We start from the raw sequence: 14,859 nt of genomic DNA on the forward strand, positions 1-14,859 counted from the left end.
CCTGCGACATGAAAAGTCCAAAAAGCTGTGCATCCTAATAGGATGGATTGGCACCCTGAATCCATCCTATTAGGATTGACACTTTTTCAAGCCTACACCTGAGGATGCTATAGGATGGGTGGATTCATCCAACTAGGATGGACCAGACCGGCATCTCCATCCCGGAAAAAGTGTGTTTTGAGCAGTACGGCCCCGTGGATGGATGTACCGGGTATCTCCATACACGGTAAAGAGATGGATCTACCCCCCGAAATGAACAAAGACGAACTAGCCCTCTATGAAGATGCAATCCAAGGCCTTGAGCGATGCATCGAGGTGCTCTATGGCCAAGCCATGGTCGCGGCAGACGAGTACATGAGCTTTGTGGATCGGGTTGAGGCGAAGGCGACAGGCTGGGAGTCCAGGTCAACACTGCAACTGTCATGTACCAGAAAGGGCAACCACTTGGATCTCAAATGGACGGGAATCCGTTGGTTTGGTCAAAAGAACAACCGACAATCCATTCGAGTGAGGATTGCGATCAATGAAGAATCAATGACCTATGCAAAGGACCGACTGAATACCTTTGCCAGAGAATGGGAAATTGATGAAGTGATGAAGACAGAAAAAAAAGCTTCAATCCATCAGACGAAAGTCAAAACACATTGTCAAGGCCATCATCAATACTCGTAATGCCATCCGCGTGTTGAAAGCGCAGAAGGGGGATGAGGTTGAGTCCGAGGAAGAGGCGGTCGGCTAGGGCCTATGTAAAAGCAATAGAACCCGCAGCTTGACCCACAATCTTCTTTTTTCACTTGCACTTAAACCTGGGCCCTATGTAGATGCACATGGGGCCTTTGACATTTCAGGGGTGGATTGATGTGCTCGCTGGATGTTTCCCTCGCGGCGTTTGTGCTCTTCAGGCCCCGTGCTTTGACCCCCGTCTTCTTTCCCCCGAAGAAATAAGCGCTCCGTAGTTTGGTTCCATTGATCTCGGGGTTAGGCGATCACACTGGCTCTTCCTCTATACACATTGCGGTCTTTCGAGGCTGTTATTGAGGGGACGAATCGCCCCTCGCGGAATCGCCTCAATCGCGGCGATAGCTGAGGCCCTATGTAGATGCATTTCTATGTAGTTGCGCATCGATTTTGATGACGGCCCTCGTCGCCCAATCAGCCCGACAGCGTTTAGTGTTCGCCCCGCACTTCCGTAGCCTTAATTTCCGCCCGGAACCGGTATCTTCACCATCTGGTGCTCGGTATTTGTCCAGTTTCCAGGCTTCGCCTTTCAGCACCCTGTTTCACGGCTGGAATTGGCATATGAATTCGAAGGCCGACTTGCGACAACAGTAAGATTGCGATGGCGAGCGTTGGATACGACGAGCTACGCGGAAGCCATTCGGCCTTTGGCGTTTCTGGCGGTGGTCCGCGTCGGGTTTTGATTCAGTGGTAACCCAAGGAGAATTCCGCTCTCTGAGCCCGGTGACGCGCGGCGGTGCAGAAATCGCTCTCGTGACCTTTTTCACCGAAAAGCCGCCTTTGCCGGTCTTAGTGGCGCAGCCCCCCCGGCGCGACCCTATAAAGCGGGAATTGCTCTCCGCTGCTCTCTCGAATCTCTGCGGGCCGAAGGTTTTTCGTCTCCCGTAATAGAACCCCAAGATCCTCCGATGGGCCTCCTAGCTCACCAAACGCCCTCAGAGCCCCAAAGTAATTCACCCCCCGGCTGGAGTTTGGAAGCTTGTTTTTGGGGCCTCCTGCGCCTCATTACATGGCCCTCCCCCGTTTGGTTAGACCCGCTCTATTTCGGAGTGGTTTCAAAAGGTGGCAGCAGTTTTCTAGCGTAGCCCCCAGAGAAGAGCAAAGCTTCGCGGATTTCCTGCTCCCCAAGCACCCGAGCATGGTCCACAAGCCCCCGCCAGACAGAGCCGTCCTCAAAATAACGAGCCTTCACGATTTCAGCGTCTAGATCTGCGGCTATGACTTGCCTATACGGCTCTAGATCTTCCAAATCAAATTAGCCTTGGTGGAGCGTGGAACTCGCGAGATCCAGCAATATGACGCCCGCTTTTTGCAGCTGGTATCCGTCTTCATAAAACCGGCGCACTCCCACGCGAGCTGCTTGGACCAGAATGGATGTGTCTGCAGTTGGTCTGCGCAATGGCACGACTACTCCGCGCGAAAACTGGGGAAGTGGCCGAAAAGGCGAGCTGTGGGCAAAGCCATAAAGCTGGCCCGCGAAACTCCCCTGCTTCCTGAGTTTTTCTGCCGCGCGTGACGCAAACTCACTCACGGCCTCCAGTAATGGCTCCAGCGTTTTCACCGGACGGCCGAAGGACCGCGTTACCGCGATTTGCTTTTTATCGGTGGGCACATCTTCCAGCGCCATGCACGATTGCTGCCCTTTTCACCCGACCCCGTGAAACTCAGCCTGGGCTTCAAGGGGGATTCGCTCTCCGTAATCAACGTGCAGCGCCCCGACGAGGTGATGGAGACCAAGATCCGGCAGGAGCTGGAAGCCAAGTACGGCTCGCCGACGCTCGATGATGGACGCAAGGACGAACAGTGCATCTACCGGAACGGCAACAGCTTTACCCTGAAGTCGGGCGTGATGTCAGTGCGCTGGAAGGATGACGAAACCTCGACCACCACAGATCTGAACCTGGTGCATTGCCAGTCGTGCCCGTCAAACCTCAGCAGCGGCATGGTCAGCACGCAGCCATCCCGCAGCCTCTCCATTCAGCGTCGGCCCGCCCCCGCCAAGGCCAGCGGGCTCTTCTGAGCGCCCTCCTCCCCCTCGGGGTGGCAAAAGCGCCTTTTTGCTCAAGTGCGAAGCACTCACGAGTGAGAAAAGCGGTTGAACTCAACAGGTCGGTTGTAGGGGGCAGAGCGCACGCAGCCTGATCCCGCTTTCGGGCGGGGCATGTAATCCAAACAAATCACACTTTTTGCCCTCGGTCCTGCGCGATATACTTGCAAGGCCACCCCTGGGCGCGCGCCGCTTGCGGCGTTGGGGGGTCTATTGAGACCATGGCCTGATCACCATTTACAAACCCTCGATCCTCTTTCTGGACTGGTGGAGCTTTGCGAATGCGCCCTCCCAAGCTTTGGCCCGAAAGCGCCAAGGCAGCTCCATCGTGAATGAAGGAGTTCGAATGAAGTTGTATGTCAACGATGGCGCCGTTTTTGCCGCCAATGTCAACCTTAGCCAAGCTGCCAAGAAGGCAAAATCCCTGAAGTACGTCGAAACCGTTGAGGAGGGCGAGAATCTGATCGCCCAGCTGCTCGGACATCGCGACTTTTTCGAGGTGCGACATCTCGCCAAGAAGGGCGCAGCCAGCCGCAACATTGCGCACCTCGACGAATTTGCTATCTACGACCTGTTGCACAAGAAGTCCGTGACCAAGGGCGAACCGTTCCCTCGCGATCTGCCCCGTCAGTTCAATCGTCCCTGGAAGGATCAAGCCCTGCAGCTTCTGGATGTGGCGCTGGCCAACTGCAAGCCAGACGAACTGGATTTCGTGGCTCTTGTGGGTGGTCCTGGATCTGGCAAGACGATCCTCGCCAAAGCCCACAGCGTCAAGACAGGTGGCTACTTCATCGACGCGGACCTGTACGCGTGGTGGGCAAAACTCTCACCTCCGCGTAACGTTGCGCCGGCAAACTATCTGGACCGCCCAGCGAAAACGCCCACAACGACCGGCACCAACGCGCGTTTCGTTGCTGCCCGCGAGTGGCAGGCAACAGGTATGGACCAGCGCACCGAGGCCAAGGCCTCAGGAGTCTTTCGTGTCCCTGAACTCGGCTTCCCGATGGATGAGATTGAGGTCATGGAAAGCAATTCTCCGGCTCGGGCACTGGTGCGCAGCAGCCCAACGGTGATCGCCTTCGGGTCTCTAGATGCCGTACAGAAGGCTCTTGACAACGCTTGGCATGCGTACATGGGCGGCCAAGCCAAAACCGCCCGTCTGAACTGGGGTGTAGCCCACGTGGTTTGCTTGGATGACATGACAACGCACACGCTGCGCCGTAAGTCGGGATAAGCATTCTGGGGGTCCGGCATATGCCCGAGCCCCCTCCTCAGCTCCAAGGGTCCAGCTTCACTTAGCTGTCTGCCGCGTGCCTGATGAGCATGCAAACCGCCTTGTAGCTCTCCATCACCAGAAGCGTGCGGGCCCCTTGATGCACTCCGTGACCAGAGCAGGTTTCATTGAGCGTCAACTTCGTCTTCACACCCGCCGCGTAATTGGCGCTTGCCACATCGACCACCGTGGTGATCAGGTCCACCTGCACCAGCGCGCTACGCGGTACTACCAGGTCATCGCTGGAATCGTTGACGACAGTCAGGTCGATGCGGGGAGTCGGCATGTTGGGGCGCTGTCAGACCATCAAGGTCTTGCCAGTCTTGTTGGCCATATCGCCCATGCTACTTGATGGCCCTGAAGGAAGTCACACACGCGCATGCCCTGGCGCTCCCCCGAAAAACACACGAGCCCATGGCCCGCAGTCTCACTTTCCGGTTGCTGGAACGAGTGCATAAACGCAAACCAGAGGCCGGAGGAAAGTGAGCCCGTTGAACAGATGACAGTGGCAACTCTCGGGGATGTGGCCATCATCTCCGACAGCGGGGAGCAGTATCTACGCGCAATCAACACAAAGGGCATGAACCGCGACACGCTGGCAGACAGCTTCATTGGTGCAATCCAGGCTGAGCCTTCACGGCATCCCCTGACTTTCCAAAACCCATATCCCGGTGGTCATACGCTGGCTTGTCTCGCAACACACGACTGTTTGCTGAGCCACGTTGTGCTTTTCGGGGTCTTCTACGCCACGTTCATAACGCGCAATCCATCGGGTTACGGCGGCGACTCCAGGGTGTTTTTCATCAACCCGGCATCTAGGGAGTACAACGCCAGCGACTTCAGCTGCGAGGTTGCCGCAGGGCGAATCAAGGGCTTGGGGAGACCTACTTCGCCCAGCGCTTGATGCGGGCTACCAGTCGCGCGATTTCTGGAGGCTCCAGTGGCATTGAGGGAGCAAGTTCGAGACACCTTTCAAGGGTCACATACCCTCGACGCAAGAGCCCCGTGCAAAACTCCTGATCCTTCGGCCTGGCTGCAGCCGCCTTCGACATGAAAAGGTCTTCAACGTCCAAGCACCAGCCAATGAAGCTGTCGGTATTCCCGTTCTGCACCTTCCATAGCCGTTCCTCCCACCCCTGGGGCAGGACTGCAGTCTCTGGGCCCACGCCTTGGGCATAAAACCCGTTCGCAAGGTGAAACTCGGAGCCCTCGCCCAGCACCCCTTCGATCTTCTCCGCAAGCTCAGGCGCGTACCTGGGATAAATGTCAGCCTCTGCAGACATCTTGAACTCGGGGTCTGGGTAGGGAATCTTGCCCAGAATGGACTGGCTCCCGATCACAACGAATTCGTACTCTTCGGTGATCGCACCGCTCGCCCGGATCAGATGCTCCAGTTCGTGGCGATTCATGGAAGGGGCCCTTCCGCACCAAAAACAATCCCCTTCTTGAGAGTTGAAACATGACTCAAGATGCTTTCGCGATCCTCTTTCGAGAGCAACGTGGGCAAAGGAGACGCCTGGCGTAGCTCCTGCGCATGTCTCGAACGGCCCAAAACCTTGCTCCACTTCTTCGCCATGAGGATCTTGAGCCACTCTGCGTAAAGGGTGTGCGAATGCGCGTTGCCACTTTTCATCCAGCGATTAACAGTCTCCTTGGCTTCCTCGATCAGCTCGGGATTGGCCCGCACCCGCTCCACCGCCTTTTCGTGAAGAACCAGGCTCAACAGATCCTGCGCCTGATGCCGCTTGCTGTCCGCGCTGATCATGATTTGAACCTGAGGCGCTGGTCGGTGTGACCGGGCCGCCGCCGTACCAGGCTGCGCTGGATGAACCATATCTCCCGCCAAAAATGCCAAGTCAGCGGCCACGCCTAGAACACCCATCACCCGCAGATAGGTGCCCATGGATGGGCCTGGATCGCCAGCTTCCACCGAAGCGAGTGTCATGCGGGAAATGCCAGCGCGTTCAGCCATCTCGACCGTGGTGAGCTTTCGCGCCTTGCGCAGTCGGCGCAGGCGATCACCCAGCTGCAATAGCAACTGCCGGTGAAGGACGAGAGAATCAGAAGGATCGGGTTTCATTTGGCTAGAATTTTATACAAACGACCTATCAATGTCCATATTTCTAGCCACATGAAAAGGCGCGACCACATAGCTAATGCGACGACAAAGGCTCCTGCTCAATCAACCTTTTGTCATGACATACCAACGCACATGGCCCTCAGGCGGCTGGGGCGCGTCTGGTAACTCGACTGCAGTCACAAGGCGCTGGACCAGCCACATGACCTTCCGGCCCGAGCAAGAGGACCCTTGGCAAGCTTATCCACCACACCATCGTCCCGAATGCCCAAAAGCGGCTGCGGGCACCGCACTGAGCCCCCAACCATGGCGATCTGGGTTCCCAGCGAAGATTGCCCTTGCCCTGCCCTTATCCATGTGGGGCCTCACAAAGATGGCCTCGAAGTCCTCCACAGCCTTCGGACTTGGGGCCATGCGCGTAACGGGCACCTGCGGCTGTGGGCCCTACACAGAGGTACCACAAATGGCCGTCCAGCAGCGCAACGGCAATAGGGATGGCCAGATGTGCATCTCTGCCCGTAGTTCCCGCTTTTCATGGCATCACGAGAACGTCGCCAATCCGAAAGGACGTGGGCGAAGGTCAGGGACATGGATTCTCCGAAACGGGTGCGGTCGGCTGGCGGTACGTGAGGGTTTGTTTCAGGGGTGCGCGCAATCAGGCATAGGGGTGCCAGGGACACCCCGCATCACCTGCGTGCTCACGCGGTACTGCGCGCCGCGCTTGGTCGTGAGCACAGGGGCGTAGCTGTAACCGCCGCTGTAGAAGCTGGATGGCAGTTCGGCCAGGGAGCCCCCGGCCCGCAGAGCGCTGAGAACCTGGTCGAGTCCAGCAGATTTCATTTGGTGGGGGCGCCACGCTCACCCAATCGTCCTCTGCATGGGTATCCTTCGATGCGTCAGTCGTTGCTGGCGCCCCGTTCTGTGGGCCTCTGGGCTGCTTGATGACTCTTATTGCAATTCAATAGCCAATTCAAAGCAGTACGGCAGTTGCTTTGTCAATTTCGATGAAGGAACTGAACCCGCCCAATTCAGCATTTGGATAGCGTCCAATTCGGCATTCAACCCATTCACGGGCTTCCTCTGCTGGGCTCACTTGTCGCTAGGCTTGGGGGGCCTTAGCAGCCGGGACTGGCAAGCGGACGCGTCTGAGCATGTCCGCAATCACAATCATGCGGATGGAGCGCAGGAGATGGCTTTGTGCGCCGACAGTTTCGCGGGTGGGCGTGCCGTTTGGCCCTGTGGCGTCGCGCATAGTGGCTTCCAGCTTGTCGGCGATGTCTTCTGCGGCCTTATCCAGCTTGCTCACGATCTTGCCGATCTCGCGCGCGGCAGTGACCTTGTTGAGCCCCAGCTCCATGCCGGTTTCAAGGAGCTTTTCGAAAGTCACTTCAGCAAAGAAGGTCGCTCCTGCAACGGGAGTGGCCAGCTTTTCGTTGGGCCAGACGGCATCGCCGTCGCTGTAGACCCGCGTGTGATACACCGCCGTACACAGGAGGTCGTAGAAGGGGGCCACTCGCTTACCCTCCTGATCCACCAAAAACGAGATGTTCTTCAGGTGCGAGTCCGAGTTGCCCACCATCGTGTTGAAGATGATCCAGCGGAACACCTCCAAGCGCGCCACCACTTTGTTGCGACACTGGTCGATGAGTTCGTTGAGCTTGGGGAGGGTGGCGCTCGTGTACTTGTTGAATGCAGGCTCATTGAGCAGCTGGATGCCGTCGAGCGCATGCACGCGGTCGGGTTCGATATGCCCAGGCGTTCGGTCGAAACGCTCGATGATGAACACTGGCTCCGGGAGGTACAAGTGCCAGACACTGGGCACGGTGAGCCCCAACCGAGCAGCCAGCAGCATGGTGAACGTTTCGTTGATCACTGAGTGCGGATAGCCCTCGGCCGTCGAATTCGGCTTGAGGATGTGGGTGGATGGCGTGCCTTTCAGGGGCTCGCTCAATTCCTGGCTCTTCGGATCAAAGAGAACCACCATCTTGTGCTGAGCCCCGGCCAGCGACATGCGCTTGGGGGCATCCTTGTTCAGAGACGCCCTCGGCAGGTTGCGGATGCGTTGAGACAGGTCTTCCCAAGTGAGCGGCTGCATGCCTTTTTCAGGCTGCGGTGCGCCCTCAGCCTGCAGCACCAGGGCCCCAGCCGACTCCATGCCCATGCGCTCCAGCATGCCGAAGGCATCCGCGGATTCCACGTTCACCTCTTTCGCCAGCACCTGGCGCATCAGCTCCTCGGGCAGCAGGTTGTCAAAAAACCATTGCACGGGCCGCGACGATGAGCCGTCCACCTGCCAGTCGGTGGATAGCGGAAGAGACGGGGCCAGAGGGAATGCGCCGGGGCTTGCCAACCAGGTGCCGGCATACTGGAACGCCCAGATGTTGTCGGCATCGCGCAGCGTGCCCACCAGTGCTCCGTTGATGAGGACTTGGAGCGTGCGGGTGGTCATTCACGCACCTTTTTGATGATCATTTTGTTCTCGGTGCTGGAAAGGAGAACCATGTTTGATTTGGGTAAAAAGTGCTCAAAGGCCCGCTTCACAGCGGATGCCTGCGAATCTGGCACCTCCAACAGCACCCGGATACCAAGCTCATCGAGCACCTTGAGCACGCGCCCGAACTGAATGGTGTCCTTGCCCTTCTCCAGGTCGCGCAGGAACACATGGCTTACCCCAGGCACATCCTCCTGACGAATACTGTTGACCTTGCGCATAGCGCGGATGGCCACACCGACGCTCTCAACTGACGTTACCTGTATCTGCATGTACACGCTCCTGAATCTCAATGATCGCTTAGGTTTAAGCCATTATGGACCCTGGAAGTAGTCAAACGCAACGATCTATTCGTTTTGACCATCACCAGTGGGTTTGAGGCTTAAAACTAAGCACACCATTCGATTCTGACCTTCAATACATCGTTGAAGCTAGTCTTCGAAGCGAGCGTTGCGAATTTCTAGGATAGGGCTAACGGCAAGCATCCCGGATGCCACCTCTGCGGGAGCTGGTAGCCTGTCATTCTCGAACGCCCCACAATGCTGTGCACCGTCGAATCGAGGAGACAGCGTGAAAGACTGGGGACATCTTTGATCTCGCGCGTCACATTTATCGAATGACGAGTAATGCGCTCTTCCTAGATCCAGGTACGGTTCTTGTCCCGCTCGTAGGTAACTCTTAACGACTCCCTGCTCACTGTTGCTCAGTCATCGGGAACCAGTTTCTGATGTCGTCGTAATCCTGGTGAGCCCCAAGGATGACAACCGAATCGACGTGGTGTTCCTGGGTGTTCAGGTAAGGGACATTGATGGTGCTGCCCTCCACGAGCTGGCACAGCAATGCGTCCTCATCCATGTTCAGGAGAAGCCTGCATTGAAGGGGGCGGCTTGAGTAGATACCACAGACATCATCCTTCAGGAAGGTACAGGGCTTGCCAAACGCTTCCTGCGTCGCCGCCTTGTAGCTCTCGCTGTCCTCATCCACGTTGGCCATCGTGTACTTCCCTGCCAACGGGTTCATCGGCGCACCGGTTTCCTTGGCGATGACCAGTGCCTCGGCTCTGGAGATCATCACGGCGATATGGCAGCAATGTGAGCAACCCTTGCGGCATGCGGCCAACGGCGCAGCACTGCCCGTGACGCTATCAGCCGCCTTGCGCAGCCATGTCACCCGCTTGGCCACAGTGCCGGCCTTGGCAGCTTGGTCGAGGAGCCGGGATTCCTGCCTGCGATCCACACCTTTGAGCGTCTGCAGCTTGGCCTCCACGCGTTCGCGCAAGCCTTCCCATCGGCGCTCGATGCGCCCCATGACCTCGGGGGCGGAGGTTTGAACCTGCCCACCGGGCACGACGAAGTCACTGTCGGTCTTCATGGCTTTACCCCAACTCCAATGGGTTCGATGCCTTCATCCAGCGCGGCACAGCCAACATGACGGTGAAGGGGCAAGTTGGGGGCTCATGTGCGGATACTTGGAGTAGTTGGCGCGACTGATGCCAAGAACTGGCCTTCCACCGCTCCAGGATCAGTTTTCGATGAGAAAGTAGCTATCAACCTCCCGACTGCCGTCTCTTCCTTGAGGTGAGCGAACAATTGGAGATCTACAGCATGTTCACGCTGCTCGGCTTCAAGGCGTAGCTTTAGATCCTGTTGCAGCTCGCCCAGGTCATCCAGCACATTGAGCTCATACGGCACGTAGGCGCAGTCGTCCTCGCTGCCCAGGAAGGCACGCGCGCACCGAGTGTCGCATGTCGACAGGGCCGACAGGTCCTTGGGGGACACACTACCTTGCTCCATACAAATTCATCAATCTGGCCATTCACGCATACGGTGAAGGTTTCCTGAGCGTAACCAAATTGGGCCATAGCCACATTGGCGTTAGGGAGAAATAGCTCTGACTGGTTGACTGGTCGCGAGCCCTGCAAGCACGCTTTAGAACCCGTTAGCCCCCAGACTTTCCGCTTCCATTGCCGCCATAGACGGTCGTCAAGCCCTTGGCTCCAACTTCCAACTGCTGGTTTTCAGCGTTGACGTTGCGCAAATTCTTGATGACGAGCAACTGGATCCCGATCTCAGCCTGGATCGGTACCGGTATCCGGCCTTCGACAAGAGGCAAGGGCTCCTGTTTCTCTGGATCAGGTATGCCATGTGCCACCTTGAGCAGCGCATGAAGGTCATCTTAATCAGCGGGCGTAAGCACATTCTTTACCAGCAAGAGCGCCGCTCCACCAGGCCTGGAGCCCTTTTGTCCAAGCCCATAGTTTCCGCGTCGTCAACATGACCTCTCCTGACTTGTCAGTCATACGATTTCAGTTAATCCATTGAGGCTGGATCTATTGGGTGCTCAATGGCGTTCTCAAACGTGAGAAATTGCCAAGGGGGCGGACATAGAGAAGACTGGCACGCTGGACGGGGAAAGCATCTTCGTGAGGACCGCCTGAATAGAGTCGCTGCGTCCGCTGCGCTCCACAATCTGCTGAAGCTCGCCCACCATGGTCAGCCCCCAAGAAGCCGCCTTCCCCTGATGGGTCAATAGCGTTGGTTACTTCGAGCCCCACGGGGTCTGGGCCCAACGCATCACTAAGCGTGCTCGTACCCTCCTTGGGTCGATGCAATCTGGTTCCTCGGTCAGTTCAATGCACATGATGACCTGAGTTACAGACGATCGTGGATGTCTCGAGCGCCGGGGCTTTGCCCCAATGATGCTCTTCCCTTAAGCCACCGCAAGCTCTCAATTTCGACGTTATCCAAACAACATTTCAAAAAAGCCAGCTCTGCATTGAACATAGCCGCATAACCACACCGCCCAGAACTTTCAGCGCTGAAAGTTCACCCTCGCACCCGCACTCAATAAAAAACACAAATTAGAAATTTTACAAAAATACAATGCACGAACAATAAATTTTACGCACCAACAAAACCGCGACACCCCACCGATCACGCACTCCCCCACGGGGTCCAACCTTCAACCCTCAGCACCAAAAGCCCCGCAACCAATCGCACCAAAACATCGCCCCCCAAACATAGCGCGCACCAGGCAACACAACACCAAAAGGCCGATCAACAACCACCCCTGACTCAACTTTCAGCGCTGAAAGTCAAGCCATAGCAACGATCAAAGCAACACAGAAGTCGTTTTGCAAAAACGCATGTGCGATAAAATAAACAGCGTTTTCATTAATTTGTTATTGAATTTCATCTGAGTTTGATACAATCCCCTTCGCGGAGAATCCGGCAAGACTTTCAGCGCTGAAAGTCTGCCAACCTATCAGGAGCAGGCAATGACAGCAAAAGTGGTCACCGTGTTTAACCAAAAGGGCGGGTGTGGAAAAACAACCATTGCGATGAGCCTCGCTGGATCATTCGGGCTTCGCGGATATTCATCACTTGTCGTAGATATGGACCCGCAGGGGACTGCAAGCCGCTGGGCAAGTGCCGCCCCCGAAGAGCGGCCATTTCCAGCTTCTGTGATTAGTCTTGCTCCTATGGAAGGAAAGATGCACAGAGAAGTAAAAAATCACATAGATAAATTTGATGTGATTTTTGTAGATTGCCCACCGGCAATGAATTCTGCAGCCCCCACGTCGGCCATGTTGATCTCTGACTTGGCTCTCATACCGCTGGTCCCGAGTCCGGCGGATATCTGGGCGGCGGAGTCTGCCAAAAAATTGGCGGAGGCAGCACAGGCCAACAACGAAGAGCTCGTCGCACGAGTCGTTGCTAACATGGTCCAGCGCTCGACTTCACTAGCCAAAGAGCTAATTGAATTATTGGAGGAAGATAAAGAATTTCCTCTTCTAAAAACGTCCCTAGGTTCGCGAGCGGCGTTTAGAGAAGCCCAGATTCTGGGGTCAACCGTTCATCAAGTGCCACGCGCCACAGTTGCAATGGAAGAGGTGGAGTTGATGGCAGAGGAAGTGCTTCACCTTTTGCACCTTCCTTCGCGCAAAAATTAAGGACAAAAGATGATTTCCAAAGTCGACCGCAAAGCTGCAATGCGAGCGTCCCTTTCGGCTGAAAAGCGGGATGTAAATGCGCGGTTTGCAGCGGCAGATGCCGTGCTTTCCGAGCGTCCAGGTGGCCTTGGAGGTGTGCCCCCCCCCCAAGTCGTCCTCGATGAGGCACAGGCTGGTCGGACTTTCAGCGCTGAAAATACTGGTCCAGCGCAGCAGCGAATTGTGGCAGCTCCTCTTGATAGAGTGCACGAAAACCCACTGAATGCCCGTCACATCTATGACCCTGACATCGTCAAGGAGCTGGCGGCGTCAATTGCAACTCGTGGTCAACTCGTTCCAGCGTCTGCGATCGCGCATCCGACCATAACAGGTGACTACTTGCTGATCGATGGCCACTATCGAAAGAAGGCGCTCGCTGCAGCTGGTCAACACAGCATCGACCTGGTGATTCGCCCACACGAAGGTGATCTCGAGCTCTATCGCGTGAGTTGGGTGCTCAATGAGGAGCGTAGCGCGCAAAGTCCCTTAGACAATGCATTCGCGTGGAGAAAATTGCTTGATAAAGGCTTAGTGCAAACTGAGTTGCAAATCGCTGAGCTCTTGGGAGTGTCGCTCTCGACGGTGAACAAGACCATTGCGTTGCTGAGCCTTCCGACTGCTGTGCTCGACCGAATGCGCGATCGGCCAGAGAAGTTTGGCGTATTCGTTGGGTATGAGATCACGCTTGCTGCCAAGAAGGTGAGCGAGATAGAAGTGCTTGCATTGGTAAATCGCATCATCGAAGAAGATCTGTCGTCGCGTGAGGTCGGCGCCATACGCGCAAAACTCGATACTGGCGATAAACGCAAGCCTAAAGAAACATCGCGCCAATACAAGATCCAACACACTGGCCAACAGATCGGATTCCTCAAAGAATGGGACTCAGGAAAGGTCTCACTTGAGGTCGTGCTTGCCGATCCAAAGGAGAGGGCAGCACTCGTTGCCGAACTCAGAAGCCGTTTCGGTCTGTTTGACTGATCAAGATGTCGGCCAAAAGGTGAGCCTCTACAGGGAGCGAACAATGCTCCCGAAGAGGACCAAGGGCCCATAGAACGGACTGGAGACTCTTTAGGGACGCGAAAAGGGGGTGACTGTCCTTCCCGCCTTAAACCGAGACCTTTGATAGCCCGTATCGGTCCCTTCTTCTTTCTAAGGTGAGTCTTTACGGGGAGTGCCGCTCCACCGTTGTTTCAGCAGTCGGCCTACCAATCCGTCTCCACCGCCGGAGTGCAGTGCCAGAGCGACCTGCGCTTGCCAATCCTCAAAAGGTGAGCCTTTTCAGGGACCCGTCGCAATCGTCAGCGCGAAGGACCGGGGGAAGCATTCGAACACCCCGATATGTATTAAGGTGAGCTTTTACGGGGGCTAAAGCCAGGCCCGGAAACCGGAGCGAAATGTTTGCAGTCTGCATTCGGCGGATCATCACCCCGAAACTCCCAAAAAGCGCCATATGGATGCCTACTTCATCGAGCCAAAGGGCATGTAAAGGCTCAAAGGTGAGACTCCACAGGGACTAGAAATGGCGCCCTAATGAGATTCCAGCATCTAGAATGTGTGCACTCACACACAGGGAAGAGTATTTAAAAGCTATCTTGCACACAAAGGTGAGTCTCATCAGGGACCAGCGCGGATGAGGTTCCACTATGCGTAGCCCGCACGGCTTCCTGTAAAGATTGGGTATAGGTGAGCCTTTACGGGGGGGCCTGATGAATCTAGGCGATTCTGATTGTGGCTGGGGAGAGGGGCAGGAGTCGTTTTCGATTTGACCTCGTCTGGTGAGCTTTTACAGGGAGCAAGGGAGTGATGCTCTACTGATGGGCAATTGGGCATGGTCGAAATCCTTCTGGACTCTGGTGAACTGGCTGTTTTGCATTGGAATTCACTCGTTAGGCATCCACGCTATTGAGGATTCTTTGTATTGAACATCCTTGGAAACCTTAAATACAATTTAAACATCGCAAAACCTAAGCCCCACGCGGTTTTCCGCCTAGTGAGGTGAGTGGATTCGGGGACCAAGGTGAGCCAATACGGGGAGAGAGGTGAGTGCCCCCGGGGACAGGCAACATCTATGGTGAGAATTAACAGGGACCATAAGTGAGTGGATTCAGGGGCAAAGTGCGCAAAGGTGAGCTTCTACGGGGAGCGGGCGACACGGTAGCTCCTTGAACTCGCCTAGAGCTCATGAACTTTTTCTTGGCGAGCTAGCTTCCACCTAATGATCGGGTTGGCCGAATGAGCGGTC

General features: G+C 56.0%; 15 protein-coding genes. 5 read left to right on the forward strand and 10 right to left on the reverse strand.

Annotation, left to right across the window (positions count from 1 at the left end; genetic code table 11):
• The first annotated feature begins 252 nt into the window (after nucleotides 1-252).
• Nucleotides 253-672: a conjugative transfer protein MobI(A/C) gene (gene mobI / locus C8C99_RS22885; protein WP_146186043.1), complete on the forward strand. Its 420-nt coding sequence runs from the start codon at nucleotides 253-255 to the stop codon at nucleotides 670-672.
• Nucleotides 673-1,993: 1,321 nt separating this feature from the next.
• Here the strand turns inward: mobI and C8C99_RS24080 are convergent.
• A complete protein-coding gene (locus C8C99_RS24080; protein WP_060987628.1) occupies nucleotides 1,994-2,365 on the reverse strand; it encodes a hypothetical protein in 372 nt (123 codons plus the stop codon).
• Between the two features lie 30 nt (nucleotides 2,366-2,395).
• Here C8C99_RS24080 and C8C99_RS22895 point away from each other — a divergent pair, with 30 nt between their 5' ends.
• Both C8C99_RS22895 and C8C99_RS22900 read left to right on the forward strand, forming a co-directional pair.
• Nucleotides 2,396-2,758 (forward strand): hypothetical protein, encoded by a 363-nt coding sequence (locus C8C99_RS22895; RefSeq protein WP_146186044.1) that lies wholly within the window; start codon nucleotides 2,396-2,398, stop codon nucleotides 2,756-2,758.
• 373 nt (nucleotides 2,759-3,131) lie between these two features.
• Entirely contained in the window at nucleotides 3,132-4,019 is an 888-nt protein-coding gene (locus tag C8C99_RS22900) for a hypothetical protein (protein ID WP_108627286.1), read from the forward strand.
• Nucleotides 4,020-4,080: 61 nt separating this feature from the next.
• Here C8C99_RS22900 and C8C99_RS22905 read toward each other — a convergent pair whose 3' ends face one another.
• The 9 genes from C8C99_RS22905 to C8C99_RS23985 all read right to left on the reverse strand — a co-directional run bounded on the left by C8C99_RS22905 (nucleotide 4,081) and on the right by C8C99_RS23985 (nucleotide 10,738).
• Nucleotides 4,081-4,344, reverse strand: a complete 264-nt coding sequence (locus tag C8C99_RS22905) for a hypothetical protein (RefSeq protein WP_108627287.1) — start codon at nucleotides 4,342-4,344, stop codon at nucleotides 4,081-4,083.
• A 598-nt stretch (nucleotides 4,345-4,942) separates the two neighbouring features.
• Nucleotides 4,943-5,467, reverse strand: coding sequence for a DUF6036 family nucleotidyltransferase (locus C8C99_RS22915; protein WP_108627289.1), 525 nt, complete (start codon nucleotides 5,465-5,467; stop codon nucleotides 4,943-4,945).
• Complete coding sequence (locus tag C8C99_RS22920) at nucleotides 5,464-6,138, reverse strand: helix-turn-helix domain-containing protein (protein ID WP_108627290.1); 675 nt, start codon at nucleotides 6,136-6,138, stop codon at nucleotides 5,464-5,466. The genes C8C99_RS22915 and C8C99_RS22920 overlap by 4 nt, the downstream gene beginning before the upstream one ends.
• Nucleotides 6,139-6,774: 636 nt before the next feature.
• Nucleotides 6,775-6,975, reverse strand: a complete 201-nt coding sequence (locus tag C8C99_RS22925) for a hypothetical protein (RefSeq protein WP_108499163.1) — start codon at nucleotides 6,973-6,975, stop codon at nucleotides 6,775-6,777.
• A 259-nt stretch (nucleotides 6,976-7,234) separates the two neighbouring features.
• Nucleotides 7,235-8,584, reverse strand: a complete 1,350-nt coding sequence (locus C8C99_RS22930) for a HipA domain-containing protein (protein ID WP_108627291.1) — start codon at nucleotides 8,582-8,584, stop codon at nucleotides 7,235-7,237.
• On the reverse strand, nucleotides 8,581-8,898 hold the full coding sequence (locus C8C99_RS24085) for a hypothetical protein (RefSeq protein WP_199226546.1): 318 nt from the start codon (nucleotides 8,896-8,898) through the stop codon (nucleotides 8,581-8,583). The genes C8C99_RS22930 and C8C99_RS24085 overlap by 4 nt, the downstream gene beginning before the upstream one ends.
• A gap of 421 nt (nucleotides 8,899-9,319) precedes the next feature.
• Nucleotides 9,320-9,997, reverse strand: coding sequence for a YkgJ family cysteine cluster protein (locus tag C8C99_RS22940; protein WP_108627292.1), 678 nt, complete (start codon nucleotides 9,995-9,997; stop codon nucleotides 9,320-9,322).
• A gap of 83 nt (nucleotides 9,998-10,080) precedes the next feature.
• Nucleotides 10,081-10,404, reverse strand: coding sequence for a hypothetical protein (locus C8C99_RS22945; RefSeq protein ID WP_146186045.1), 324 nt, complete (start codon nucleotides 10,402-10,404; stop codon nucleotides 10,081-10,083).
• Nucleotides 10,405-10,564: 160 nt separating this feature from the next.
• Nucleotides 10,565-10,738, reverse strand: a complete 174-nt coding sequence (locus tag C8C99_RS23985) for a hypothetical protein (protein WP_158274190.1) — start codon at nucleotides 10,736-10,738, stop codon at nucleotides 10,565-10,567.
• Between the two features lie 1,165 nt (nucleotides 10,739-11,903).
• Here C8C99_RS23985 and parA point away from each other — a divergent pair.
• Nucleotides 11,904-12,578: a ParA family partition ATPase gene (gene parA, locus C8C99_RS22950; protein ID WP_108497340.1), complete on the forward strand. Its 675-nt coding sequence runs from the start codon at nucleotides 11,904-11,906 to the stop codon at nucleotides 12,576-12,578.
• A gap of 9 nt (nucleotides 12,579-12,587) precedes the next feature.
• Nucleotides 12,588-13,595 carry a ParB/RepB/Spo0J family partition protein gene (locus C8C99_RS22955; RefSeq protein WP_108627293.1) on the forward strand — a complete coding sequence of 336 codons (1,008 nt, stop codon included), beginning with the start codon at nucleotides 12,588-12,590 and terminating at the stop codon, nucleotides 13,593-13,595.
• Nucleotides 13,596-14,859: the final 1,264 nt, after the last annotated feature.

This window comes from Acidovorax sp. 107 (assembly GCF_003058055.1).
GTDB lineage: Bacteria > Pseudomonadota > Gammaproteobacteria > Burkholderiales > Burkholderiaceae_C > Acidovorax.

Coding starts and splice junctions, on each gene's coding strand:
- mobI (WP_146186043.1), top strand. CDS start 253: ATGAACAAAGACGAACTAGCCCTCTATGAAGATGCAATCCAAGGCCTT.
- C8C99_RS24080 (WP_060987628.1), bottom strand. CDS start 2,365: ATGGCGCTGGAAGATGTGCCCACCGATAAAAAGCAAATCGCGGTAACG.
- C8C99_RS22900 (WP_108627286.1), top strand. CDS start 3,132: ATGAAGTTGTATGTCAACGATGGCGCCGTTTTTGCCGCCAATGTCAAC.
- C8C99_RS22905 (WP_108627287.1), bottom strand. CDS start 4,344: ATGCCGACTCCCCGCATCGACCTGACTGTCGTCAACGATTCCAGCGAT.
- C8C99_RS22915 (WP_108627289.1), bottom strand. CDS start 5,467: ATGAATCGCCACGAACTGGAGCATCTGATCCGGGCGAGCGGTGCGATC.
- C8C99_RS22920 (WP_108627290.1), bottom strand. CDS start 6,138: ATGAAACCCGATCCTTCTGATTCTCTCGTCCTTCACCGGCAGTTGCTA.
- C8C99_RS22925 (WP_108499163.1), bottom strand. CDS start 6,975: ATGAAATCTGCTGGACTCGACCAGGTTCTCAGCGCTCTGCGGGCCGGG.
- C8C99_RS22930 (WP_108627291.1), bottom strand. CDS start 8,584: ATGACCACCCGCACGCTCCAAGTCCTCATCAACGGAGCACTGGTGGGC.
- C8C99_RS24085 (WP_199226546.1), bottom strand. CDS start 8,898: ATGCAGATACAGGTAACGTCAGTTGAGAGCGTCGGTGTGGCCATCCGC.
- C8C99_RS22940 (WP_108627292.1), bottom strand. CDS start 9,997: ATGAAGACCGACAGTGACTTCGTCGTGCCCGGTGGGCAGGTTCAAACC.
- parA (WP_108497340.1), top strand. CDS start 11,904: ATGACAGCAAAAGTGGTCACCGTGTTTAACCAAAAGGGCGGGTGTGGA.
- C8C99_RS22955 (WP_108627293.1), top strand. CDS start 12,588: ATGATTTCCAAAGTCGACCGCAAAGCTGCAATGCGAGCGTCCCTTTCG.